Source organism: Pseudoalteromonas sp. D15MCD-2, assembly GCF_038562745.1.
Taxonomy (GTDB): domain Bacteria; phylum Pseudomonadota; class Gammaproteobacteria; order Enterobacterales; family Alteromonadaceae; genus Pseudoalteromonas.
The window spans coordinates 1,518,673-1,544,563 of the sequence record NZ_JBCFQE010000001.1 but is presented as its reverse complement, the minus strand read 5'-3'; the positions used below and the strand labels follow the sequence as shown (position 1 = coordinate 1,544,563).

Sequence of the window (25,891 nt, the reverse complement as noted above, 5' to 3'; positions counted from 1 at the left end):
CCCCTTACTGAGCCTGAACACGAAGCTCTGCGCTGCTGCGCGCTCGGTGTCCGAGTAAACTTTTTACATCACTAGATTTTGGCTTAACTAATTTAAACATTGGCATGTATAAATCGAAGTTAGCTAAAATCTGCTCAGCGCGGTTTGAGCCTGTAAGCTCTAAATGCTCAGCAATGAGACCGCGTAAATGTTCTTGGTGTGACGCCAACCCTTCAAGCGTAACAATTTCAACAAGCTCAGGGTTAATGCGTTTTTCAAAGTCATTGCCTTCATCAAGAATATAAGCAAAACCACCTGTCATACCTGCACCAAAGTTGATACCCACTTTGCCAAGTACGCAAACCACACCACCTGTCATGTATTCACAGCCGTTGTCACCAACACCTTCTACAACCGCTTGCACGCCTGAGTTACGCACTGCAAAACGCTCACCAGCGCAGCCTGCAGCAAATAATTTACCGCCCGTTGCACCATATAAACAGGTATTACCGGCAATGGTTGCTTTGTGGCTTTCAAAAGATGAACCCAGCGGTGGGCGAATTACTAGCTTACCGCCAGCCATGCCTTTACCAACATAGTCATTGGCATCACCAACGAGTGTCATTTCAAGGCCGCCAGCGTTCCATACACCAAAGGATTGTCCCGCTGTACCATGAAGCTCAATAGAGACAGGATCAGCAGCCATACCTTGGTTACCATGTTTAGAAGCGATATAGCCAGACAACATAGCGCCCACTGAGCGATCAGTATTGCAAATACGGTTAACCAGTGAGATACCCGACTTTTCGTCAATTGCTTGCTTGGCTTTTTCAAGCAAGGTTTCATTTAGCTGACCTAAGTAGTGTGAGCTATTTGGCGCACTACAATACAAGGTTTCACCCGTAGGGTTGTTAGGCACAGCAATCACAGACGACAGATCTACTTTCTTTTGTTTCTCTGTGTTGCCTTCAATTGCTTCAAGTAAGTCCAAACGACCAATTAAATCAGTTAAACGAGTTACACCTAAGCTTGCCATAATTTGGCGCGCTTCTTCGGCTATAAACTTGAAGTAGTTCATCGCCATTTCTGGCAGGCCATGATAATGCTTTTGGCGCAGCGTATCGTCTTGCGTTGCAACACCGGTCGCACAGTTATTTAAGTGACAAATACGTAAGTATTTACAACCTAGTGCCACCATAGGGCCCGTACCAAAGCCAAAGCTTTCAGCACCTAAAATAGCCGCCTTAATAATATCTAGACCCGTTTTCAGACCACCATCTGTTTGTAGGCGAATACGGTGACGTAAACCATTTTCTACCAACGCTTGCTGGGTTTCAGCAAGACCAAGCTCCCAAGGGCTACCTGCATACTTAACAGAAGTAAGCGGGCTTGCACCTGTACCACCGTCATAACCAGCAATGGTAATTAAATCTGCATAGGCTTTAGCTACGCCTGTTGCGATAGTACCTACACCCGGCTCAGAAACGAGTTTCACCGAAATTAGTGCATCTGGGTTTACTTGTTTTAAATCGAAAATAAGCTGGGCTAAATCTTCAATCGAGTAAATATCGTGATGCGGCGGAGGCGAAATCAAGGTCACACCTGGCACTGAATAACGTAATTTTGCAATATACGGCGTTACTTTTTCACCCGGTAATTGACCACCCTCACCTGGTTTTGCACCTTGCGCCACTTTAATCTGAATGACATCAGCGCTGCGTAAGTAATGTGGTGTAACACCAAAACGGCCCGAAGCAACTTGCTTAATACGTGAGTTTTTCTCTGTACCGTAGCGAAGCTTGTCTTCACCACCTTCACCTGAGTTTGAACAACCACCTAAGCGGTTCATTGCAATCGCGAGTGCTTCATGCGCTTCTGGCGATAATGCACCAATACTCATTGCGGCTGAGTCAAAACGTTTGTACAGCTCAGTTGCAGGCTCTACGTCGTCAACACTCACACCCGTATCAGGAATTTTAACCGCCAGCATGTCACGTAAATTGGTGATCGGGCGGTTATTTACTAAATCAGCATATGCCAAGTAGTCTTTATAATCCCCAGAGCGCACTGCTTTTTGTAGTGTTTGAATTACATCTGGGTTATAAGCATGGTACTCACCACCGTGAACATATTTTAGTAAGCCACCATGACTTAATAACTTACGTTTACTAAATGCCAGCTTATGAAGTTTACGTTGGTCATCATCAAAATCAGTGAAACACGCCCCTTTAATACGACTAGCTACACCGTTAAAACAGGTTTCTACAACCGCATCTGATAATCCAACTGCCTCAAATAACATTGAGCAGCGGTACGAAGCGACAGTACTGATACCCATTTTTGACATAATTTTATACAGACCCTTATTAATCGCATTACGATAAGCAAGCGTTACTTCGCAATAGCTCTTGTTCAGGGTCTTTTTGTCGCTCATTGCAACTAATGATTCATAAGCAAGGTACGGATAAATTGCCGTTGCACCAAAACCAAGTAATACCGCAAATTGATGCGCATCACGGACACTGCCCGATTCGATGATGATATTAGATTCACAACGTAAGTTATTATCGACTAAACGCTTTTGAATTGAACCAACCGCCATCGCCGCAGGAATCGGCAAATGAGTTTCGCTAAAGTTACGGTCACTTAAAATAAGCATGACACAGCCTGACGCTGCTTTTTCTTGTGCTTCATCACAAATACGTGTGATTGCGTTTTCTAAGCCTTCTTCCAACGTGTAAGTGATATCAATTTTACAGTAGCTGTAATGCTCATCGTCAGCATTGATCAGCTGTTGCATATCAGCGTACATCAAAATCGGCGTCTCAAACTGTAAACGCTTAGCGTGGCCGGTTGTTTCGTTAAATACGTTTTGCTCACTACCAATACAAGTTGCCAGTGACATAACGTGATTTTCACGAAGTGGGTCAATCGGTGGATTAGTTACTTGCGCAAATTTTTGTCGGAAGTAATCGAACAGTGAACGATGACCTTCTGACAGTACCGCAAATGGTGTGTCATCACCCATTGAACCCGTTGCTTCTTGACCATTTTCACCCATTACACGAATAACGCTATCAAGCTCTTCGTTGGTGTAGCCAAACATTTTTTGATACTTAAGCAGTGTTTCGTCATCAAATGAACGGTTACCCGCATCTTTTTCAGATAACTGTTCAAATGGCGTTAAACGCTTAACGTTAGCTTCAAGCCATGCTTTATATGGATGGCGTGACTTAAGATCTTGGTCAATCTCATCTGAATGCCAAATTTTACCTTGATGAGTATCAATAACTAATAACTCACCAGGGCCAACACGGCCTTTCTCAACCACTTCGTCTGGCGCGTAGTCCCAAATACCTACTTCTGAGGCAAGGGTAATAAAACCATCTTGAGTGATGACATAGCGCGCAGGGCGTAAACCGTTACGGTCAAGGTTACAAGCGGCAAAACGACCGTCAGACATTACAATACCAGCGGGGCCATCCCATGGTTCCATATGCATTGAGTTAAAGTCGTAGAATGCACGTAGGTCATCATCCATAGCACGGTTTTTTTGCCAAGCTGGCGGCACAAGCATACGCATTGCACGGAATAAATCCATGCCACCGGCTAAGAACAACTCAAGCATATTATCTAAGCTAGAAGAGTCTGAGCCGCTTTCGTTAACGAATGGTGCTGCTGATTGCAAATCAGGAATAAGTGGTGAGGCAAACTTATACGCACGGGCACGAGCCCATTGGCGGTTACCTTGAATCGTATTAATTTCACCATTATGCGCTAAATAGCGGAATGGTTGCGCCAGTGGCCAACGAGGTTGTGTATTAGTAGAGAAACGTTGGTGAAATACACAAATCGCACTGGTCATGCGAATGTCAGCTAGGTCTAAATAAAAGTTAGGTAAGTCTACAGGCATCATTAAGCCTTTATAGACAGTAACTAAACCAGATAAGCTGGCAATATAAAAATGTTCATCATTTACGAGGCGCTTTTCAGCACGACGACGCGCTACATATAAACGACGTTCTAAATCTTTTGGACGCCAGCCTTCTGGTGCGCTTACAAAAATTTGTTCAAAGCCGGGTAGTTGTTTTTTTGCAATTGGCCCTAAACATGATGCATCGGTAGGTACTACACGCCAGCCTTGAATGCTCAAGGTTTCTTTTTCGAGTTCTTCACTCAACACATCTTTAGCTGTTTGCGCAAGTACAGGATCAGCATTTAAAAATACCATGCCAACGGCGTAGTTCTTTCCTAGATGCCAATCATGTTCGCTGGCAATAGCACGAAAGAAGCTATCAGGTTTTTGCATTAATAAACCACAGCCATCACCTGTTTTACCATCAGCAGAAATACCACCACGGTGTTCCATGCGATCTAAGCCAGTGATTGCTGTTCGAATCAAGCGGTGACTCGCCTGACCATTGACCTGGGCTATTAAGCCAAAGCCACAATTATCTTTTTCTAATTTTGAGTCGTATAACATAGACCCCTCCCCTTGCTACAACGACTAGCGGTTCAGTCTTTTGTGACAGTGCTAGCAGACGAACAAAACTATCGCCAAATACCTCATGAGTCAATAGAGTTTTGAATACATATTCATATTCATGAATATTTCTCACTTAAAGCACTTTTTAAATTCTATGCTATTTTTTTACATTTAGTCGCATTTTACCCGTTATTTTTTTATGACACTGGTGTCAAATTTAACAACTTGTAAAAAAACAATCTAAAAACCCGCCGCTTTACGTTAACGTAAACTGCGCTTTATTTTGAATAATTATTCACATTATGAATATCAATGCAGTTTTTTACGGGGTGTCGCCTAGCCTAACTGCATCATTATTTACTCTTGGCTTTAGCATAGTTACAAACTATGTATCTGAGCAGACTACCTTAGTCGCAATGACCGAGTTTCTTTACCCTTGCGTCAACAATAAGCAATCTAAAAGTGTCCGCTGCGGACACTTTTTCTGTCCGCGGACAGACATCAATCCATTCTTCAAAAATAAAATCATTAAAAATCAATATATTAAAAATTGGCATGCTACTGGTATAGATAAGACATCAGCGAAATTGAGGATTTCAAAATGTTCACTATCAGTTTGTTTATGGCTTCTCCACTTACCATGCTTGCCGTTGGCTTCATGATTGTGTGTTTTGAGAATCGTAAGGAGTTATGATGATTAAGGATACCAGTGCCCAAGATATTACCGTGGCTAAGAAAAACACCATTAAAAAGCCACTTATAATAGCTGCAGGTGTAATACTTGTTGGTTCGCTCGGCTTTCAAGCATTGTTTGCCAGTAACGATGGCAGCATTTCGGTTGATGCAGCAAGCCTACAAATTAGTGAAGTAAGCCAAAAGACACTTACTAGAGATGTGGCAGCGAGCGGTAAAATCGTTGCAGCTAATGCGCCAAAGGTTTACAGCCCAGAACGCGGCTTTGTCGATTTAAAAGTAAAAGCCGGTGATAGCGTTGAAGTAAATGAAGTGATCGCAACCGTAACCAGCCCTGAGCTGACTAACGAACTAAAACAGCAACAATCAGTATTAGCGCGATTAGAAGGCGAGTTACAACGAAAACAACTTGAAGCGCGCAGACAAAAACTAAGCCTGACTAAAGCGCTAGATTTAGCGCAAGTTGAGTTAAATGCCGCAGATAGAGAAAACCGCCGAGCTAAAATCTCTATCGAGAAACATTTAATTAGCCAAATAGATTTAGAAAAAGCCGTTGATGACTTAGCCCGTGCCAAGCTTTCATATAAGCACGCCGAGCAAGAAGTCAGCTTAGCTAAAGATACCCTCGCATTTGAGCTAAAAGCAGCAGAGCGTGATCTGGCACGTCAACAACTAATTGTGGATGACTTACTCAGACAAGTAAATGAACTCACTATTACCGCGAGTGTAAGCGGCATTGTGGGTAACTTATTAGTGCAACAAAAAGAAGCGGTCACACAAAGCCAACCATTAATGACATTGGTCGATTTAAGTAACTTTGAAGCAGAACTGCAAGTACCAGAAAGCTACGCCAATGAGCTGGGTCTTGGTATGCAAGTTGAGCTTACTTTAGGTGCTCGTCATGTCACAGGCACGCTATCGGCTATATCACCTGAAGTAAATAATCGCGAGGTCACAACCCGCGTACGCTTTGACAATGAGATTTCTGGCATTCGCCAAAACCAACGCTTAACCGCACGTATTTTACTAGAGAATCGCGACGATGTATTGCAAGTGAAACGCGGCGCATTCTTACAACAAGGTGGCACCTATGCTTATAAAGTTGATGGTGACATGGCTTATTTAATCGATATAAAAACCGGTGCAAGCAGTATCAATGCTGTCGAGATAATTGAAGGTGTAGAGCCTGGCGATAAGTTAATTATCTCAAACTACGATCGCTTTAAAAAAGCACCCACACTGGTTTTACGCTAACAAATAAAAGGAATAATCAACATGCTTACAATGAACAACATCAGCAAAGTGTATCAAACAGATATGGTACAAACGCATGCCCTTCGCGACTTTAATCTACAAGTTGAAGAAGGTGAATTTATTGCCGTAACGGGCCCAAGTGGCTCAGGTAAAACCACATTTTTAAACATCGCCGGTATGTTAGAACCATTTAGCGAAGGCCAATACATGTTAGACGGTATTGATGTGGGTAAGCTCAACGACAACCAGCGTGCTGACTTACGTAATCAAAAAATTGGTTTTATTTTCCAAGGATTCAACCTAATTCCAGATTTGAACCTCTATGAAAATATTGAAGTACCACTGCGTTATCGTGGTATTAAGGCCGCCGAGCGTAAGCGCCGTATTGAGCAATGCCTAGAGCAAGTTGGTTTAGCATCACGCGCTAAGCACTTACCGCAACAACTTTCTGGTGGCCAACAACAACGTGTGGCCATTGCCAGAGCCCTTGCTGGTGAACCGCGTTTTTTACTTGCCGATGAGCCAACTGGTAATTTAGATAGTTTAATGGCGCGTCAAGTGATGGAGCTACTTGAGCAAATCAACCGTGATGGCGCAACTATCATCATGGTTACCCATGATCCAGAGCTTGCCCGCAGAGCACCACGTAACATCCAAGTTGTTGATGGCCAACTAGCTGACTTCACCTTGTATCAAGGCACTCAAAACCTTAAAGCGGCTGGAGTGTAACCATGTTCCTTCATTATTTAGATTTGAGCTGGCGCAGCTTTAAGCGCACGCCACTTGTGAGCTTTTTAATGGTATTGGCCATTGCTATTGGTATTGGCGTAACCATGACCAGTTTATCTGTGTATCACATGATGTCGGCAGACCCTATTCCTGAAAAAAGTAGTGACCTTTATTCTGTGCAGTTACAAACCATGGATGAAGGCCGTACGTGGTGGACAGTAGATAATATGCCACTGCAATTAACCTATCAAGATGCTGTTAACCTTAATCAGGCCAAAGCAGGTGGTAAACGTGTCACTATGGTTAGAACGGGTTTTTCGGTTTATTTAGACTCAGACAAAGTAAAACCATTTATTGGTCAAGCACGCCTAACCACGCCTGATTTTTTCGAGATGTTTAACCTATCGTTTATTTACGGTGGGGTTTGGAGCGCGCAACAAGAAGCCGATGCAGCACCTGTTGTAGTGATCAATAAAGAATTAAACGACAAGCTCTTTGCTGGTGAAAACCCAGTAGGCAAAATGGTGTACCTTGATGATGCCAGCTACGAAGTTATTGGCGTGATTGATGATTGGGATATCACCACCAAATATTATGATCTGAACAACGGTGCATTTAATAAGACCGAGCAACTATTTTTACCATTTAGCCTAATGAAAGCCCGAGAGCTTGAAAACTGGGGTAATACTAATGGTTGGAAGCACGAAAAAACCAATACCTTTAACGATAAGCTCAATTCAGAAATGGTGTGGTTACAATTTTGGGTTGAACTAAAAACTCCTGCAGAAAAGCAAGCTTACCAAGACTTTTTAATGGCCTATATGCAAGAGCAACAAAAGCTAGGTCGTTTTAACCGTGAAAAATTAACTGCCACCTTACGCGATGTAAATGAGTGGATGCAGTACAACAATGTCGTTAGCGAAGACAACGAAATTCTGGTTGGCCTTAGCTTTATGTTTTTAGCGGTATGCCTTGCCAACATTTTAGGTTTATTACTAGCGAAATTCTTACGCCGTGCTCCTGAAGTCGGTGTGCGCCGTGCATTAGGTGCCAGTAAACGTCAAATATTCTTTCAACATATTGTTGAGGTAGCGATGTTAGGTTTCTTAGGTGGCATCTTGGGTATTATATTGGCGCAAGTAGGTTTGTTAGGCGTACGTCAAAGCTATAGCTACTATCAAAGCTTAGCCACAATGGACTTAACCATGCTACTTAGCGCACCGGTGATTGCAATTAGCACCTGTGTGATAGCGGGTCTATACCCTGCTTGGCTGGTATGTAAAACCAACCCTGCTATTTATCTTAAGAGCCAATAAGGAAGACACCCATGTTAGAAATTAAACCTATCTTTCACGCCTTATGCCGCTCAAAAGTTGGCGCCATTTTATTACTGATCCAAATTGCCATCACCACTGCCATTGTTAGTAATGCGGCGTTTATTATCCAAGACAGAGTTAGCTATTTAAGCCAAGAAACCGGCTACCCTGAACAAGACATTTTCGTTTTTAATGTCATGATGTTTGGCAAAGATGTGTCACCGTCTCAGCAATATGAGCTTGATGAAGCCATGCTTCGTCAAATACCTGGGGTAGTCGATGCTGCTTATTCGAGTAACACACCGCTTTCGGGCAGTGGTTCTTCGTCAGATTTTAGCTTAAAACCAGCACCTGAAGAGAGTAAATCAGCCCGTACTTCATACATGTTTATCGATGAGCATGGTATCAATACCTATGGCGTTAAACTCGTTGCTGGGCGTAACTACACCGAAGACGAAGTGATCGTCACCGATAACTATGATGAGCTTTCAAAAGTAACCGTTGTCACTAAAACTCTACTCGATGAGCTGTTCCCTGACGGCAATGGTTTAGGCCAAACAGTCTATTTTGGTGATATTCCAATGAAAATAATTGGTGTAATTGATCTTATGAAGGGCCCATGGCTTAAAGACAGCCGCCCAGATAACGTAGCACTGCTGCCTTTTATTAAGCCTGGTACAAATGCACGCTTTGTGGTTAGAACAGAGCCTGGTCAACGTCAATCGGTCATGAACCGTGTTGAAGAAGCCATGCTGAAAAACTACAACAAACGTGTTATTTCTCGCATTCGTGGCTTAGATGACGATAAAGAGTCATACATGGCTGAAGATACATTAATGATGCGCATGCTGATTGTACTTATTACTATTTTAGTGTTGGTGACGGCCCTGGGTATTTTCGGCCTAACGCTGTTCAATATTAGCAAGCGTACTAAACAAATAGGTACTCGCCGCGCTTTAGGGGCCAGAAAATCGGCCATCATCAGCTACTTTTTAGTTGAAAACGCCATGATATGTATAGTTGGTTTAGTGATTGGTGTGATTGCTGCCGTGTATTTAGGCCAGTTGCTCATGCAGCACTTTTCAATTGCTCAGCTTGATATTAGCTACGTGCTTGCTACTGCGCTGTCAGTGTTCGTTATGAGTTTATTAGCAGTACTTGCTCCAGCAAAACGGGCTGCGAATATCTCACCGAGCATTGCAACTCGAACAATTTAGTTCTTCCAACCTATGCTACACTGGATTAACAGTGTAGCATTCATCTTGCACCCTTATTAGGAAAATAACTAAAACAATAATATGGAAAAAATACTGATCGTCGACGATAACCCAGCCATTTTGGATGCATTGTCGTTATTACTCGAAATTCACGGTTTTGATGTTGTTACAGCAAGTAACCCGTTTGAGGCAATTCAAGCCGTACAATACCAACGTATTGCGCTTGTTATTCAAGACATGAACTTTACCGCCGACACCACTTCCGGCGAAGAAGGCAAAGAACTTTTTTATGCCTTACGAGACATAAATCCTCACCTACCGATTATTTTGATCACCGCATGGACAGAGCTTTCTACTGCCGTTGAACTTGTCAAAGCAGGGGCTGCTGATTATTTACCAAAACCATGGGACGATGCCAAGCTACTTACTTGTGTAAATAACCTAATCGAGCTAGGTAAAGCAAAACAGCAAAACGAAACCTTTACACGCCACCAGCAAGAGCGTGACGCATCTGTGCAACAAGCAAATTTGGTGGGCTTGGTTTATAAAAGTACCGCTATGGAGCACATTGTTAATCTTGCGGTTCAAGTGGCTAAATCGGATATTTCAGTGCTGATCACAGGCCCCAACGGCAGTGGTAAAGAGCGAATTGCGCAAATAATACAGGCTAATTCATTATTAGCTGATAAACCCTTTATCACTGTTAATGCGGGTGCTTTGCCAAGCGAGCTTATTGAGGCTGAATTATTTGGTGCCGAAGCGGGCGCCTACACCGGTATTACTAAACAGCGTATTGGTCGTTTTGAAGCGGCCGATGGTGGCACCCTATTTTTAGACGAAATTGGTAACTTACCACTTTCTGGGCAAATGAAATTATTACGCATTTTACAAACCGGTGAATTTGAACGTTTAGGTTCAACACAAACTCGTAAAGTGAATGTGCGGGTGATTTCAGCTACCAATGAAGATTTAAGCCATGCAATTAAAACAGGTCAATTTCGAGAAGACCTTTACTACCGCTTAAATGTGATTGAGTTAAATTTACCAAGCCTTGCCCATCGCCCAGATGATATTTTAGCTTTAGTCGCACACTTTTTACCTGAGCGCACACTGTCGCTAAGTACAGAAAAAGCCCTGCTCGCCCATAGTTGGCCGGGTAATGTTCGTGAGCTTGAAAATGCCTGTAAACGTGCTGCAGTTTTAAAACCCACAGGGGTGATTGAGCTTGCTGATTTTGGCTTACAAGTTGAAACAAACAGCCCAACACAAACAAGAGCAGAGCCTAACAAACAAGAGATTGAGCTTGCCATGCGCGAATACAAAGGTGTGATTGCTAAAGTGGCTCGCCATTTTGGCTTAAGCCGCCAAGCGCTTTATCGCAGGCTTGATAAATTTAAGATTGAATACTAATGCGTTTTTCGTTTCGATATAAAATCATCACTTTGTGTATTGCAGCGCCTGCATTGCCGCTTATATTGGTTTGTTATTTTGCGGGCATAAGCTTGCTTTACAGCCTATTTGCCCTGAGTGCTTGCACCTTGATCAGCGGATTTTTTGCCGCGCAATTATCAGCTCCGCTCATTGATGGCATGAACTCGCTCGAAACCGGGCTGCTTAATTTTAAAGATGGTGAGCTGGCCACATTATTAGCCTATGATGGCAGTGATGAGCTAGGTGATTTATGCCGGCTTTATAACCAAACCGCAAAACAGCTTCGCCAAGAAAAGCAATGGATTTATCAGCGTGAGCTAATGCTCGACAAAGTACTGCAAAGCTCGCCACAAGCTGTACTTTTGACTAACGACCAAGGCTTTATTGTGTATAGCAACCACAGTGCTCGCAGTTTACTCGATGCTAAATCAGCCCTTGAAGGCGCCAAGCTTGAACATTTATTAGATTCAAGCTGCGAGCAATTAACGCGTGCCATTCACAAAGGCGTTGATGGCTTATTTACCCTCGACAAAGCAGATCAAGAATCACAAACTTGGCATATGGCAACAGGTCGATTATTACTTAATAATCAGTTTCACCAACTGTATGTTTTTAAACAACTGACCCGTGAACTAAGCCGCCAAGAAGTAGAGGTTTGGAAAAAAGTTATTCGTATTATTAGCCATGAGCTTAACAACTCCCTTGGACCAATGTCGTCTATGCTTCATAGCGCGCAACTTTTAACAAAAGAAGTTGACGAGCCACGCTTAAAACGGGTATTTACCACCATTGGAGAACGCATAAAACACCTTAATGAGTTTGTGCAAGGCTATGGTAAATTTGCCAAGTTACCCACCCCTCAACTATCAACGATTAACTGGCCGACGCTGATTGAGCAATTAAAAAGTCAGTGGCAGGTCGAGGTCTCACTTGATGAGCGAGTGACAACTGATGCTGATCACACTCAGCTCGAACAGTTACTTATAAACCTATTAAAAAATGCCTATGAGTCAGGGTCAAACCCCGAAGATGTCAGCTTAACAGTGCAACAAGAAGCAAGTGGCACACACATCACGGTGAGTGATAAAGGCAAAGGTATGAGTGAAGCTGTAATGGCGAACGCACTTATTCCCTTTTACTCAACCAAAGCAACAGGTAGTGGCTTAGGGTTAGCACTTTGCAGGGAAATAGTTGAAGCACACCACGGGCAAATCAGCTTACATAACCGCGAGCAAGGTGGATTAAGCGTCCATGTTATGCTGCCCTAATAGCCTTTAACACATTCGATATGGATCATGATTAACAAAGAAACCCGTAACATAATATGAGCTTTTGCAATGCTAAGCCGTATCATACTGATTAAATTACCACTTATTTAAACCTCTATGCTAGTAAAGCCTTTTCGTTGAAACCTTGCTCATGTAACTTGGCAACGAGTTGTTCAAGCACCTCATCTTTTTGAGGGGCTACAGGCTGAGTTAGTAGTAAAGAAGTAACATTGCCAAAACCTGGGTGATCAAAATCAGGGTTTTCAAGGCCATGTTGTGCTCTTAGCGTTAGCAGCATAAGTGCAGCATAAGGTGTAAATTGCCAGTTCATATTATCGAACTCAAAAAACATCTTACTCGGTGGTGATGCAACCTGAGCGACTTGATCATCACATAACTGATTTAGATAAGCGGTAACTTTTGTTAAGTCTGTACTATCCCAGTTATCTAAAATAGCTTGATAAGCAAAGTCATCTACAATCGGCTTTAGGGTATTATCACCTTTCGCCCTATCAAACAACAAGATGATAAAATCACCAATATGACTTTTTGAGCGGTTTATCCAGTTTTTCATATAACCGTTTTCGAATAATCTATAAAATTGCCGAGCATAATCATACTGATGTAATAAAACAGCTGTAGCTAATTGAAATACACTGCCAGGTGAAATAACTCCTTCGTTTTCAACTCCAAAACGAATAAAACAGCGTTTTTGCTTTATATGCGCAATTGCTAATTCATAGTATCCATAATTTAAATAATAACTTAAGTGCTCTGCATCAATCACGCTGTCCTTAACTAAACTAGCCTGTGCAATATTTTCGTAAATTTTACATTGGCCTGACAGTTCAATATTAAGCTTTTCCCAAGGAGCAAAAGGTAATCGCTCATTAGAAAACTCTTCTCCCTGGGTTTTACCATGCTCAATATAGTGAGTAATTCTAACAATATTATCCTCAAAAATATTTTTATACTTTTCCGGGCCTTTGATTGCACGCTTACGCTTTCGTAAAAATTTTTCTAAGTTTTTATTCATTATTTACATGTACCTGCTTTTTTGAGGAGTAATAATAAACTTTATTTTTTTCATACAACTAGCATTTTTTAATTATGATAAAATCTCACATTATACTTAGAATTTTTAAGATTTTATGGATATCAATAGTTTAAGAGAAGCACAGCTGTCGCTCTCTAAAAAAGTAAGAGCATCCGATGAAAAGCAGTGTGTTAAGACAATTGCTGGTGTCGATGTTGCTTATAACGAACAATCATCTGAAGTTGTTGGCGCAATTGCGGTACTGAATGCTGATACATTAAAAGTACTTGAAGTACAAACTAGTATTGAGCCCATCAGCTTTCCTTATATACCAGGGCTATTTTCATTTCGTGAAGTGCCACCGCTTTTAAATGCATATAACAAACTGGCCATAACACCTGATTTAATTGTTTGCGATGGCCATGGCCTTGCACATCCACGGCGTTTTGGTCTTGCTTGCCACTTGGGTGTCATATTAGATATCCCCACCATAGGTTGCGGAAAAACCAAGTTATTAGGCGAGTTTAATAAACTTGCAGAACACCGCGGCGCAACGGCAGATTTATTAGATAACGACGAAGTTATTGGCAAAGTGTTACGCACACAAGATAACATTAAACCTGTTTATGTATCTATTGGCCATAAAGTATCTTTAGATACAGCAGTTGAGTGGGTTCTCAAGCTAACGCCTAAATACAGACTTCCCGAGACAACACGTCAAGCTGATCAACTGGTAAATAAAACTTTAAAAGAACATAGAGAAAAGACTTATGAAAAAACATAAATCTTAACTCATTAATAAAGCTTAAGTTTGTATAATATTTTTACCTTCTGAAAATTATCATTTCGAAAAGAAATGACCTCATCTAATGTTAAATTAACTAAATGGTGAAAGCTTAGTTCTTCTAGCTCCAGCCAAGCATGTTTTTTCAGCTCGTATAAAACACCCCAGCTAATATTTGAAACTAAAAGCGTATTAACTGGGAACTCTAACAGCGACGGCAATAATTCTGTAAATTTTACATCCGTTACGTCTTGTAAGCTAAGCTCTATAACATTATCAGAAAGCAATTTTTTTATATCGCTAAAACTCGTGATTTTTAGCGGTGAGTCATCAACCTTAGCATTCAAAGAAAAGATATCGTCAATACTCTTATAGATATATATACCACGAAGCTTATTATCTTTATTAAATGATAACTTTAAACTTCTTTTATCCCCAGCTTGAACCTTCACTTTGTAATAAGACAACACTGAAGGCTCATTCCATATATATTCATACTGAATAGGACCAGCGCCATAAATTAATTCAGAGTAACAATCATGCTTTTGAAAATGTTGAGACAAACCATCTAATTCCCACCCTTCAATGATACAACGTACATCACACACCCAGTCATAAGCAATCTCATAAACAACACCATTAAAAGGCTTACCTTCATGAAAAAGCTGTAAGTTTCCATCCCATTTTTCATCAATGATACTATCTAATAACTCAAGCCCTTTAATATCGATATAAGGAAAATTGTAATCTCCTAATATTTCGCCATTAAAAAATTGCTTTTTGCTAACAACAACCCCGCTTTCAGTGAAAATCGCAACCCCCGTAAAAGGCACCCCTTTGAAAAAGTAGGAACTTTCCTGTTTTACTAGCGCATCAGACACAACAAGTGGTGGAGCTTCACATTTCATTTAATAATCAACCCAGCAGAAAATTGAACATGCATTTTATTTTTAAGCTGTACTTAACTAAGCAAATTGGTATAAAAAAAGCCGCAATCAGCGGCTTCTTTCTACACTAAATATAATTATTCAGCGTCTTTTTCTTTGTACTTTGCAGCTGTTTCAGTGATTAGTGGCTGTAATTCACCACGTTGAAACATTTCGATGATAATGTCACAACCACCGATAAGCTCGCCTTCTACCCATAGTTGTGGGAATGTTGGCCAGTTTGCGTATGCAGGTAACTCTGCACGGATATCTGGGTTAAGTAGAATGTCAACGTAAGCAAACTGCTCACCACACGCCATAAGTGCTTGTGATGCTTGTGAAGAAAAACCACAGTTAGGTAACTTTGGTGATCCTTTCATGTAAAGAAGGATAGGATTTTCAGAAATTTGCTGTTTAATTTTATCGATGGTTTCCATTTACAACCTCAAAAAAGACATTGGCTTACTACATTGGCCTTGAAAAAGTTTCACTGTGGCCTCAGATATATAACTTAAAATCGGCATTCGTAGCCACAATTTTAAATAGTCTTTAGCAATAGCATTGCTGTTTGCTAAAACTTGAGTAAAATACTCAACAATTATAGTAACACTATAATACCACTTGGTATAGGGAAGTACGCTGTTTACCTTGCTATTACCTATAACTGAGTGGACTATCAACCAAGAAGATGGAGATAAAAAATGGCATTTGAACTACCGTCACTACCATACGCAATCGATGCATTAGAGCCACATATTTCAAAAGAGACTCTAGAGTTTCACCACGGTAAACACCACAACACTTACGTTGTGAAATTAAACGGTCTGATCCCAGGCACAGAATTCGAAAACAAATCTCTAGAAGAAATCGTATGTTCTTCAGAAGGTGGCGTATTTAACAATGCTGCACAAATCTGGAACCACACGTTCTACTGGAACAGCCTATCTCCAAACGGCGGTGGCGAGCCTACAGGCGCAATCGCTGACGCGATCAACGCTAAATGGGGTTCTTTCGACGCATTCAAAGAAGCGTTAAACGACAAAGCAGTAAACAACTTCGGTTCAAGCTGGACTTGGTTAGTTAAACTAGCTGACGGCACACTTGATATCGTTAACACATCAAATGCTGCAACGCCTTTAACTGATGAAGGTGTTACTCCAATCCTAACTGTGGATCTTTGGGAACACGCTTACTACATCGATTACCGTAACGTTCGTCCAGATTACCTAAAAGGTTTCTGGGCATTAGTTAACTGGGACTTCGCGAACGCTAACTTCGCTTAATCTTCTGTTACTAGCAGTAATCAAAAAAAGACGCTTCGGCGTCTTTTTTATTGCCAGTGCACGCCCCTTCTAAGTCGCAGCCAAGCCCTCAGCCAAAAAGCGTAATCAAGATGAGCTTTTTTCAATTAAATTCTTAATTTTCTTGCGCAAAAATTCAAAATCGTGACTAAGCTTTAATTAGCCTTTGCTTTTCTCTTAATCTAATTACACGTCATTTTAGCGGGTTTTCGGAGGTCTCTATGAGTATTTTTGAGCATTACCAATCACGATACGAAGCAGCGCAAGAAGAAGAATACAGTATTGAGGAATTTCTCGAGATCTGTAAGAAGGATAAATCAGCTTATGCCAGCGCACCTGAGCGGCTATTAATGGCCATCGGTGAGCCGGAGATTATCGACACTTCAACCGATGCGCGCTTAAGCAGGCTGTTTTCTAATCGCGTAGTCGCACGCTACCCTGCATTTCACGATTTTTATGGTATGGAAGATGCCATTGAGCAAATCGTCTCTTATTTAAAACATGCTGCGCAAGGCTTAGAAGAATGTAAGCAAGTACTGTATTTACTTGGCCCAGTAGGTGGCGGTAAATCATCCATTGCTGAAAAGCTAAAATACTTAATGCAGCAGGTACCTATTTACTCAATCAAAGGTTCGCCTGTTAACGACCACCCTTTAGCCTTATTTGACCCAAATGAAGACGCAGAGCTTTTAGAAAAAGAATACGGCATTAAACCGCGTTATTTAAAAACGGTGATGTCACCGTGGGCCGCAAAACGCTTAAGTGAATTTAATGGTGATATTAGCCAATTTAGAGTGGTTAAGCGCTTCCCATCTATTTTAAATCAAGTTGCGATTGCGAAAACTGAGCCCGGCGATGAAAACAATCAAGACATTTCAGCGTTAGTTGGTAAGGTAGATATTCGCCAGCTTGAGCACTTTGCACAGAACGACCCTGATGCGTATGCCTACTCAGGTGCACTTTGTTTAGCAAACCAAGGCTTAATGGAATTTGTGGAAATGTTTAAAGCGCCAATCAAGGTGCTACACCCACTACTTACAGCAACGCAAGAAGGCAATTACAACGGCACAGAAGGCATTAGTGCCCTGCCGTTCAATGGCATGATTTTAGCTCACTCAAATGAATCTGAGTGGCAAACATTTAAGAACAACAAAAACAATGAAGCATTTTTAGACCGTGTTTACATCGTCAAAGTGCCTTATTGTTTACGTGTATCTGAAGAAGTTAAAATTTACAATAAACTACTCGAAAACAGTGAATTACATGATGCCCCTTGTGCACCGGGGACATTAAAAACACTGGCACAATTTACCACCCTTTCGCGTATTAAAGAGCCTGAAAACTCAAGTATCTATTCAAAAATGCGGGTCTATGACGGCGAAAGCTTAAAAGACACCGATCCGAAGGCGAAGTCGTATCAAGAATACCGCGATTACGCGGGTGTTGATGAGGGCATGACAGGGCTTTCTACTCGCTTTGCGTTCAAGATCCTATCGCGGGTATTTAACTTCGATACCACTGAAGTGGCAGCCAACCCAGTGCACTTATTCTATGTTCTTGAACAGCAAATTGAGCGAGAGCAATTTACCGCCGATGTTGAAGAGCGTTACTTAAGCCACTTAAAAGGATACCTCATTCCTCAGTATGTAGAGTTTATCGGGAAAGAGTTACAAACAGCCTATTTAGAATCTTACTCAGAATATGGGCAAAACATCTTTGACCGCTACGTCACTTATGCAGATTTCTGGATCCAAGATCAAGAATACCGCGACCCAGATACTGGCCAGTTATTTGACCGTGCTGCGCTTAACGCAGAGCTTGAGAAGATTGAAAAACCTGCGGGTATTTCAAACCCTAAAGATTTCCGTAATGAGATAGTTAATTTCGTACTGCGGGCGCGTGCCCACAACCAAGGCAAGAATCCGCTTTGGACCAGCTACGAAAAACTTCGCACAGTTATTGAGAAGAAAATGTTCTCAAATACCGAAGATCTGCTGCCGGTTATTTCCTTCAATGCGAAAACCTCTGCAGAAGATCAGAAAAAACACGAAGACTTTGTCAATCGTATGGTTGAGAAAGGCTATACCCAAAAACAAGTACGTTTACTTTCTGAATGGTATTTACGCGTTAGGAAATCGCAGTAAAAAACGTTTGTTTTAAGGGGGTTGTTATGGCGCATTTTATTGACCGACGCCTGAATGGAAAAAACAAAAGTACCTTGAATCGTCAACGGTTCATCAGGCGTTATAAAAAACAGATTAAAGAAGCGGTATCTGATGCCATTAATAAGCGCAGTGTAACCGATACCACCAGCGGCGAGAGTATCTCTATTCCGCAACGTGATATCAGTGAGCCTATTTTTCATCAAGGACGTGGTGGCGACCGTGAACAGATCCACCCAGGCAATGACCAGTTTTCTACGGGCGACAAAATCAAGCGCCCGCAAGGGGGCGGTCAAGGTGGTGGTAGTGGCGAAGGTGAAGCCAGTGACTCTGGTGAAGGACAAGACGACTTTGTATTCTCTATTTCAAAAGATGAATACTTAGACTTATTGTTCGAAGATCTTGAGCTGCCTAACCTGCAACAAAACCAGCTCGATAAACTGGTGCAAATGAAAACCCATCGCGCTGGTTTTTGTAACGACGGCATGCCAAGCAATATTGATATTGTTCGCTCATTGCAAGGCTCGCTTGCTCGCAGAGTGGCGATGACTGCAGGCAAAAAACGTCACCTTGCTGAGCTTGAAGGCCAGCTCGCTCTGCTACAAGCTGAACAGCAGCCAGACAAGGCGGCAATTGCCTTACTTGAACGCCAAATTGAGGAGTTGCAAAACCGCATTAAAGCAGTGCCTTTTATTGATAATTACGACTTACGTTTTCGTAATTATGAAAAGCAACCACACCCAACAAGCAAAGCTGTGATGTTTTGTTTAATGGATGTGTCTGGCTCGATGGATCAAGCAACGAAAGACATGGCAAAACGCTTTTATATTCTGCTTTATCAATTTTTAACTCGTAGCTACAAAAATATAGAGGTTGTCTATATTCGTCATCATACCCAAGCGAAAGAAGTCGATGAGCAAGAGTTTTTCTATTCTCAAGAAACGGGTGGCACCATAGTATCAAGTGCATTAAAACTGATGAACGAAATAATCGCTGAACGTTATAACCCTGAAGAGTGGAATATTTACGCAGCGCAAGCCTCTGATGGTGATAACTGGGCTGATGATTCGCCAAACTGTGGCGAAATTTTACGTAATAAACTGTTAAAGGCAGTGCGCTATTACGCCTACATCGAAATTACCGCTCGTGCTCATCAAAGTTTATGGCGAGAGTATCAATCAATAGTGCAAACCCACGACAATTTTGCCATGCAGCACATTCGTGGCGTTGAGGACATTTACCCTATTTTCCGTGAATTATTTAAAAAGAATCGTCAGCAGCAAGGCGCCGCATAGCCTTGCCAGTGAGGTAAAGTATGGCCGATAAACGTATTAGCGACGGTCCTGATTGGACATTTGATCTATTAACAGAGTATCAAACTGAAATTGAACGGGTAGCGAAAATTTATAAACTCGATACCTACCCAAATCAAATTGAGGTGATCACTGCTGAACAAATGATGGATGCCTATTCGAGTGTGGGAATGCCGATTGGCTATAGCCACTGGTCGTATGGTAAAAAATTCATTCAAACAGAGCAAAATTATAAGCGTGGGCAAATGGGCCTTGCTTATGAAATAGTTATTAACTCAGACCCGTGTATTGCCTATTTAATGGAAGAAAACACACTGCCTATGCAAGCCTTGGTAATGGCCCACGCCTGCTATGGTCACAACTCTTTTTTTAAAGGCAATTACTTATTTAAAACCTGGACTGATGCCAGCTCAATTATCGATTACTTATTATTTGCCAAAAATTACATTGCCAAGTGCGAAGAGAAATACGGTATTACCGAGGTCGAAAACCTGATTGATTCATGCCATGCGTTAATGAATTATGGTGTAGACCGCTACAAACGCCCGCAACGTATTTCACTTTTTGAAGAACAAAAACGCCAACAAGAACGTGAAGACTACCTACAATCGCAAGTCAACGAGTTGTGGCGCACAATCCCTACTTCGCAGCAAGAGTCGAAAAAGCGTGAGCGTCGTTTTCCAGAAGAGCCACAAGAAAACATTTTGTACTTCATAGAAAAAAATGCCCCACTACTTGAGTCATGGCAACGAGAAATAATTCGTATTGTGCGTAAAATTTCGCAATATTTTTACCCACAAAAACAAACTCAAGTGATGAATGAGGGCTGGGCTACGTTTTGGCATTACACCATTTTGAACCACCTGTACGACGAAGGTAAGCTCACCGATGCCTTTATGCTTGAGTTTTTACAAAGTCACACCAATGTGGTGTATCAACCGCCCTATAACAGCAATTATTATTCAGGGATCAACCCCTATGCTCTTGGCTTTAACATGATGGTTGATATTCGCCGTATTTGCGAAAACCCAACAGAAGAAGACAAGAAATGGTTTCCGGAGTATGCCGGCAGTGATTGGTTAGAAACCCTGCACTTTGCAATGCAAAACTTTAAAGATGAGAGCTTTATTAGCCAGTTTTTATCGCCAAAAATTATTCGTGATTTTAAGTTGTTTACCATTATTGATCATGAAAAAGAGCCGACTCTCAATGTCGGTGCCATCCATGATGAAATGGGCTATCATCAGGTTCGTGAAACTCTGTCGGCACAATACAATCTAAGTAATCACGAACCAAATATCCAAGTCTATAATGTTGATATTAGAGGAGATCGTTCACTTACTCTGCGTTATGTACCGCATAACAATATTCCGTTAGCTAAATCAAAAGATGAAGTGTTAAAACACCTTTACAGGCTATGGGGCTTTAAGGTAAAACTGGAACAAGAAACCGCAACAGGTGAAGTTTCATTATTGGGTGAATGCCCAAGCAGTGATACCCGACACACAACAGAGTAGCCAAAAATGAATAAAAAAATACTGGTGATCATCGACTCTACAGCCGATGCTAAAACGTCTATATTACATGCAAAGCAAAAATCCAAAGGCGTGAAGCATATTGATATTGTTGCTTTTAGCTACGAAGACACCAATAACATTTTATTCTCTATTCCACCTGATGAAGCGCTCGCTATTCAAGACAAAGAGCTCGCTAAAGTCCGTGCAGCACTTGGTCCACTTATCAGTGAGCATTTAAATGATGGTAGCTATACTTTGCAAACCCTGTGGCATGAAAGCCCAGTACAGTGGCTAGCCAATGAGCTTGATACGTCAGATTATGAAATGGTGATTAAAACTCGCCACATCGACGAAGAAACGCAATTTACAGAGCTAGACTGGCAGCTTATTCGCTTTAGTCCACTACCGCTTTATTTGGCCGCCGATAACAAGTGGCGTAACAATACCAATGTACTGGCAGCCCTTGATTTAGGCAGCGAAAAGGCGACTAAATACTGTTTAAACGAAGCAATTATCAAAGCAGGCTTAGCCTATGCTAAAGACTACGACAGCGAGTTTTACGCTTGTTATACCGTACATGTATCGCCGTTTTTACGTGATTTAGGCATTGTCTTTTCAGACGAGCAAGTAATTAACGCCTTTGAAAAGCTACCCGTAGCACAGCGTACCTTAATCGAAGCCCACGACTTAAAAGAAAAACTTAAAATCAAAGCCGGTGTCGTTGAGCAAGTGATCCCAAGTGTTGCAGCTAAATTAAATGCAGACTTAGTGATTATGGGTTCGGTAGGTAATACAGGTATTAAAGGCCATTTAATTGGTAATACCGCCGAAAAAGTCATGAAGCTACTTAAAACAGATATTCTTGTTCTACCACCACTTGGGGTTTAACCCGCAAACTTAATCAAATAGATATCAAAAAGGGGCTTATTTGCCCCTTATTTGTTTATAAATCTGTATAAGCTGTGACCTTGTTACGGCCGTTTTCTTTTGAGTGATATAAAGCTTTATCGGCTGCTTCAACCCATTTTTCGTAGCGATCAAACTTCTCGTCAAAGCAAGCAAAACCAATACTGACCGTCAGTTGAATTTGTTTGCCATCAAAGTAAATTGATGAGTTCTCAATCAGTGTTCTTAGTCGCTCAGCAAATATATGTGCACCTTCATGATCAGTATCAAGCAATGTTACCGCAAACTCTTCACCACCATAGCGACCTGCTAAGTCTGTTTCACGCAGAGTTTTACGTAGTAAGTCTGCAATATGACGCAGTGCCTCATCACCGCCACGATGGCCATGCTCATCATTAACCTTTTTAAAGTGGTCAATATCAAACATCAACAAACTGCTACATCCGCCACTGCGCACAATGCGCATATATTCTTTGCGTAGCTTTTCTTCCCAATAACCACGGTTAGTAAGCTTAGTAAGTGCATCGGTACGGCTCATTTGTTCAAGCTTACTGTTGGCTTCTTCTAGCTCTTTTTTATTCACCGCTTCATCGGTTACATCATAGATAATGATACAGATATGCGATACTTCACCTGTGGTCGTCGTCAGCGGAATAAAAGTGGCATTTTGATACATATGATCCGCTTTACCGGTAATTGGACGGTAATTTTTAAAACGGAAAATATACGGCTGCTGCTCCCAAATAGTAAATGAGCGATTATTTAGAATGAACACAGACTCAGATTTGCTGCGAAACCATTTTTCATCGATTGATGGAAATAAGTCAAACAGGTCTTTATCTTTTACCGCGCTTGGCAATAAGCCGGAATGGTTTTCCATAAACCCATTCCAGATGCATACTTTGTAGTCTCTATCGAGCACCACTAGGCCTACATCAACGGTATTAAACATATCCATTAACCAATGGAGTTCATTCATATTAAAATCGGCTGCAGGCATAGTTTAGTCTTCTAATAAATAAGCTACTTTGTACTTAAGGGTTTTTAATGAGTCCTCGGTGAACAGCAACATCAAATCACAGTTAATATTGTGATTTTCGATGCCATAGCTGATCTCAATCGCCAGCGTTCGTTGCCAGCGAGATTTATTGGCTTTTACTAAATCGGTCACATCACAATGTTGTCCTAGCACCACAGGGTGCCCTTGGCTAAAACGCATATCGAGCTGTTTAGAAAGCCCTGATAAAATCGCGCCAATTAGAATATTGCTGACATCCATCAGCAGCTCAAGCTCAACTTTATCGTTAAGCTCGCCTTCGTAATTCATAAGTGACGCAATTTCTTTAAAACTTGAATCATTTAACAGTAATAAGGCTTCACCAGATACACCACCACCGATAAAACCTTGGCACACACCAGATGTAGTGGCATTCGCATCAATCGAGCGTAAAGCCATATCGAGCTCATTTACCTCTAATACATTTACATTAGGAATAGGAAGCTTTACGAATACATTAAGAAGACGCGCTAATAAGTCCCCTGCTTGCCCCATAGCCACGTTTGTGAGCTCTTGATAGATGTCACGTACATCAGGGTCAACTTGCTCACCTAGCTTATTAGCAAGGCGCTCACGCATGGCTTTATCTTTAATTCCATGGTGCTCGATGATATTAGCAAGCTTTTCTGCAGAGCAAGGTTTTTGAATAAAGTCGATAGCGCCTAACTCAAGCACACGTTGGTGAGCGTTAGGCTGAATATCACCAGACACAACCACGGTGAGAACATGAAGGTCTTGTTCTTGAATAGCTTGAAGTACTTCGTAGCCATCCATTTCAGGCATGTTTAAATCGAGAAACAGTATTTCAGGCTGAATTTTTTTGATTTGCTCAATACAATGAACACCGTCTTCAGCAAACTCAACTTTAATATCCCAATCATCGGGTAAAGAGCGTGCTAATTGTCGACGAGCTAACTTTGAATCATCACAAACTAATACCGATGTTGACATACTCTCTCTCTAAATCCGTACTTTTTAACTAGACGCAAATCAGCCTAGCAACTTTATTCTTATTTTTATATATAAAAAATAGGGTCACGAACACATGTTAATCAAACTACTGGTTATTTACAATTTTAAATTGCACTAATCCTTGGAGCCACCTCATGAGTATAATACACTGATGTTAAATGCGTTAATTTGAAGGAATCTTATTATGTTACGTCCACTTATATTTGCATTAAGTGCAGTGTGCACGTTTAGTTATGCAGGTGATTTATCAGAAAATAGTTTAGATGCTGGTAAGGTTTCTGCCCAGTCTAAGCCAGTCACTATACTAGGACAAGGTGTTGAAGTTGGTCAAAAAGCGCCTAATTTTAAAGTAGTAGATGGCAGCTTTACGCCAGTTACACTAGACAACTATCAAGGCCAAGCCGTGCTTTTAAGCGTTGTGCCAAGTTTAGACACCGGTGTATGTAGTATTCAAACCAAACACTTTAATGAAAAAGTAGCTTCAGAATACCCAAGTGTGGCGATGCTGACCTTAAGTGCAGACTTACCATTCGCACAGAAGCGTTTTTGTAAAGCAGAGAATATAGACAAAGTAGTGACTTTATCTGACTCAGTATGGCGTGACTTTGGTAAGAACTACGGTTTGATTATCAAAGATATGGGCTTGTTAACCCGCGCCGTATTTGTGCTCGATAAAGAACATAACATCGTTTACAAGCAGCTTGTCGATAACCTTTCAAAAGAGCCTGATTACGACAGTGCTATTGCGGCATTAAAGAAACTGTAAAGCGCAATTTAACTTGCAGTGAGACAGACACAAAAAAACCGCCCAGAGGCGGTTTTTTATTTGTGATTCTAAAAGGTAAATTAACCTAAAAGCTCACCAAGTTGTTGGCTAACAGCTTCAACAGCTTGTGTACCGTCTAATTTGTGGTACTGAGTGTTGCCTGCTTTTGCTTCAGCTTGGTAGTAATCAACTAATGGTTTAGTTTGGTCGTGGTAAATACCTAAACGCTTACGAACTGTTTCTTCAGTGTCGTCATCACGAATGATTAGGTCTTCACCTGTGATGTCATCTTTGCCATCAACTTTAGGTGGATTATAAACAACGTGATAAACACGGCCAGAGCCAGGGTGTACGCGACGGCCGCCCATACGCTCAACGATAATTTCATCAGCAACGTCAAATTCGATAACGTGATCAACTACCACGCCATTCTCTTTCATTGCATCTGCTTGAGGAATAGTACGAGGGAAACCGTCTAGTAAGAAACCTTTTTCGCAATCTGGCTTAGCAATGCGCTCTTTAACTAGACCGATAATAATTTCGTCAGATACTAATTGACCTGCATCCATTACTTTTTTAGCTTCAAGACCAAGTGGTGTACCTTCTTTGATTGCTGCACGCAGCATATCGCCCGTAGAAATTTGTGGAATACCGTATTTGTCCATCAAAAACTGAGCTTGAGTACCTTTACCTGCACCCGGCGCGCCCAAAAGAATAATGCGCATATCATTGTCCTCTGTGTGATACTAATCTTAAAAATGGTCGATCAGTGGAGTTT

20 protein-coding genes are annotated in these 25,891 nt (G+C 41.4%); 13 read left to right on the top strand and 7 right to left on the bottom strand.

What is annotated here, in order from left to right:
* Positions 1–4: 4 nt before the first annotated feature.
* A complete protein-coding gene (gene gltB, locus AADY36_RS07010; protein WP_054561718.1) occupies positions 5–4,462 on the bottom strand; it encodes a glutamate synthase large subunit in 4,458 nt (1,485 codons plus the stop codon).
* A 696-nt stretch (positions 4,463–5,158) separates the two neighbouring features.
* On the opposite strand from gltB, the gene AADY36_RS07005 reads away from it, so the two are divergent.
* The 6 genes from AADY36_RS07005 (at position 5,159) to AADY36_RS06980 (ending at position 12,373) form a co-directional block, all read left to right on the top strand.
* Positions 5,159–6,412, top strand: a complete 1,254-nt coding sequence (locus AADY36_RS07005) for an efflux RND transporter periplasmic adaptor subunit (protein ID WP_054561719.1) — start codon at positions 5,159–5,161, stop codon at positions 6,410–6,412.
* A 21-nt stretch (positions 6,413–6,433) separates the two neighbouring features.
* Complete coding sequence (locus tag AADY36_RS07000; protein WP_054551528.1) at positions 6,434–7,141, top strand: ABC transporter ATP-binding protein; 708 nt, start codon at positions 6,434–6,436, stop codon at positions 7,139–7,141.
* 2 nt (positions 7,142–7,143) lie between these two features.
* A complete protein-coding gene (locus AADY36_RS06995) occupies positions 7,144–8,457 on the top strand; it encodes an ABC transporter permease (RefSeq protein WP_054561720.1) in 1,314 nt (437 codons plus the stop codon).
* Between the two features lie 11 nt (positions 8,458–8,468).
* A complete protein-coding gene (locus tag AADY36_RS06990; protein WP_342408743.1) occupies positions 8,469–9,674 on the top strand; it encodes an ABC transporter permease in 1,206 nt (401 codons plus the stop codon).
* An 81-nt stretch (positions 9,675–9,755) separates the two neighbouring features.
* Entirely contained in the window at positions 9,756–11,084 is a 1,329-nt protein-coding gene (locus tag AADY36_RS06985) for a sigma-54-dependent transcriptional regulator (protein ID WP_342408742.1), read from the top strand.
* Positions 11,084–12,373, top strand: coding sequence for a sensor histidine kinase (locus AADY36_RS06980; RefSeq protein ID WP_342408741.1), 1,290 nt, complete (start codon positions 11,084–11,086; stop codon positions 12,371–12,373). Before AADY36_RS06985 ends, AADY36_RS06980 begins: the two co-directional genes overlap by 1 nt.
* 115 nt (positions 12,374–12,488) lie before the next feature.
* On the opposite strand, the gene AADY36_RS06975 is transcribed toward AADY36_RS06980, so the two are convergent.
* Positions 12,489–13,409, bottom strand: a complete 921-nt coding sequence (locus tag AADY36_RS06975) for a hypothetical protein (protein WP_054561724.1) — start codon at positions 13,407–13,409, stop codon at positions 12,489–12,491.
* Positions 13,410–13,524: 115 nt separating this feature from the next.
* Here AADY36_RS06975 and nfi point away from each other — a divergent pair, with 115 nt between their 5' ends.
* Positions 13,525–14,193, top strand: a complete 669-nt coding sequence (gene nfi / locus AADY36_RS06970) for a deoxyribonuclease V (protein ID WP_054561725.1) — start codon at positions 13,525–13,527, stop codon at positions 14,191–14,193.
* 11 nt (positions 14,194–14,204) lie between these two features.
* On the opposite strand, the gene AADY36_RS06965 is transcribed toward nfi, so the two are convergent.
* Together AADY36_RS06965 and AADY36_RS06960 are read right to left on the bottom strand one after the other, a co-directional pair.
* The gene (locus AADY36_RS06965; protein ID WP_342408740.1) at positions 14,205–15,101 is read right to left on the bottom strand and encodes a hypothetical protein; all 897 of its coding nucleotides are present in this window, start codon (positions 15,099–15,101) and stop codon (positions 14,205–14,207) included.
* Positions 15,102–15,217: 116 nt separating this feature from the next.
* Positions 15,218–15,556: a Grx4 family monothiol glutaredoxin gene (locus AADY36_RS06960; RefSeq protein ID WP_054551536.1), complete on the bottom strand. Its 339-nt coding sequence runs from the start codon at positions 15,554–15,556 to the stop codon at positions 15,218–15,220.
* Between the two features lie 264 nt (positions 15,557–15,820).
* Here AADY36_RS06960 and AADY36_RS06955 point away from each other — a divergent pair, with 264 nt between their 5' ends.
* The 5 genes from AADY36_RS06955 to AADY36_RS06935 all read left to right on the top strand — a co-directional run bounded on the left by AADY36_RS06955 (position 15,821) and on the right by AADY36_RS06935 (position 22,300).
* Entirely contained in the window at positions 15,821–16,402 is a 582-nt protein-coding gene (locus tag AADY36_RS06955; RefSeq protein ID WP_054551537.1) for a superoxide dismutase, read from the top strand.
* A 239-nt stretch (positions 16,403–16,641) separates the two neighbouring features.
* Complete coding sequence (locus AADY36_RS06950) at positions 16,642–18,564, top strand: PrkA family serine protein kinase (RefSeq protein WP_054551538.1); 1,923 nt, start codon at positions 16,642–16,644, stop codon at positions 18,562–18,564.
* Between the two features lie 26 nt (positions 18,565–18,590).
* Positions 18,591–19,877 (top strand): YeaH/YhbH family protein, encoded by a 1,287-nt coding sequence (locus AADY36_RS06945; RefSeq protein ID WP_054561727.1) that lies wholly within the window; start codon positions 18,591–18,593, stop codon positions 19,875–19,877.
* A 20-nt stretch (positions 19,878–19,897) separates the two neighbouring features.
* Positions 19,898–21,412, top strand: coding sequence for a SpoVR family protein (locus AADY36_RS06940; protein WP_054561728.1), 1,515 nt, complete (start codon positions 19,898–19,900; stop codon positions 21,410–21,412).
* Between the two features lie 6 nt (positions 21,413–21,418).
* Positions 21,419–22,300 carry a universal stress protein gene (locus tag AADY36_RS06935; RefSeq protein WP_342408739.1) on the top strand — a complete coding sequence of 294 codons (882 nt, stop codon included), beginning with the start codon at positions 21,419–21,421 and terminating at the stop codon, positions 22,298–22,300.
* A 55-nt stretch (positions 22,301–22,355) separates the two neighbouring features.
* Here the strand turns inward: AADY36_RS06935 and AADY36_RS06930 are convergent, their stop codons facing one another.
* Positions 22,356–23,318, bottom strand: coding sequence for a sensor domain-containing diguanylate cyclase (locus AADY36_RS06930; protein ID WP_054561730.1), 963 nt, complete (start codon positions 23,316–23,318; stop codon positions 22,356–22,358).
* 3 nt (positions 23,319–23,321) lie between these two features.
* Positions 23,322–24,326 carry a response regulator gene (locus tag AADY36_RS06925; RefSeq protein WP_054561731.1) on the bottom strand — a complete coding sequence of 335 codons (1,005 nt, stop codon included), beginning with the start codon at positions 24,324–24,326 and terminating at the stop codon, positions 23,322–23,324.
* Positions 24,327–24,531: 205 nt separating this feature from the next.
* Here AADY36_RS06925 and tpx point away from each other — a divergent pair, with 205 nt between their 5' ends.
* A complete protein-coding gene (gene tpx / locus AADY36_RS06920) occupies positions 24,532–25,113 on the top strand; it encodes a thiol peroxidase (RefSeq protein WP_342408738.1) in 582 nt (193 codons plus the stop codon).
* Positions 25,114–25,193: 80 nt separating this feature from the next.
* Here tpx and adk read toward each other — a convergent pair whose 3' ends face one another.
* Positions 25,194–25,838 (bottom strand): adenylate kinase, encoded by a 645-nt coding sequence (gene adk, locus AADY36_RS06915; protein ID WP_036967590.1) that lies wholly within the window; start codon positions 25,836–25,838, stop codon positions 25,194–25,196.
* Positions 25,839–25,891: the final 53 nt, after the last annotated feature.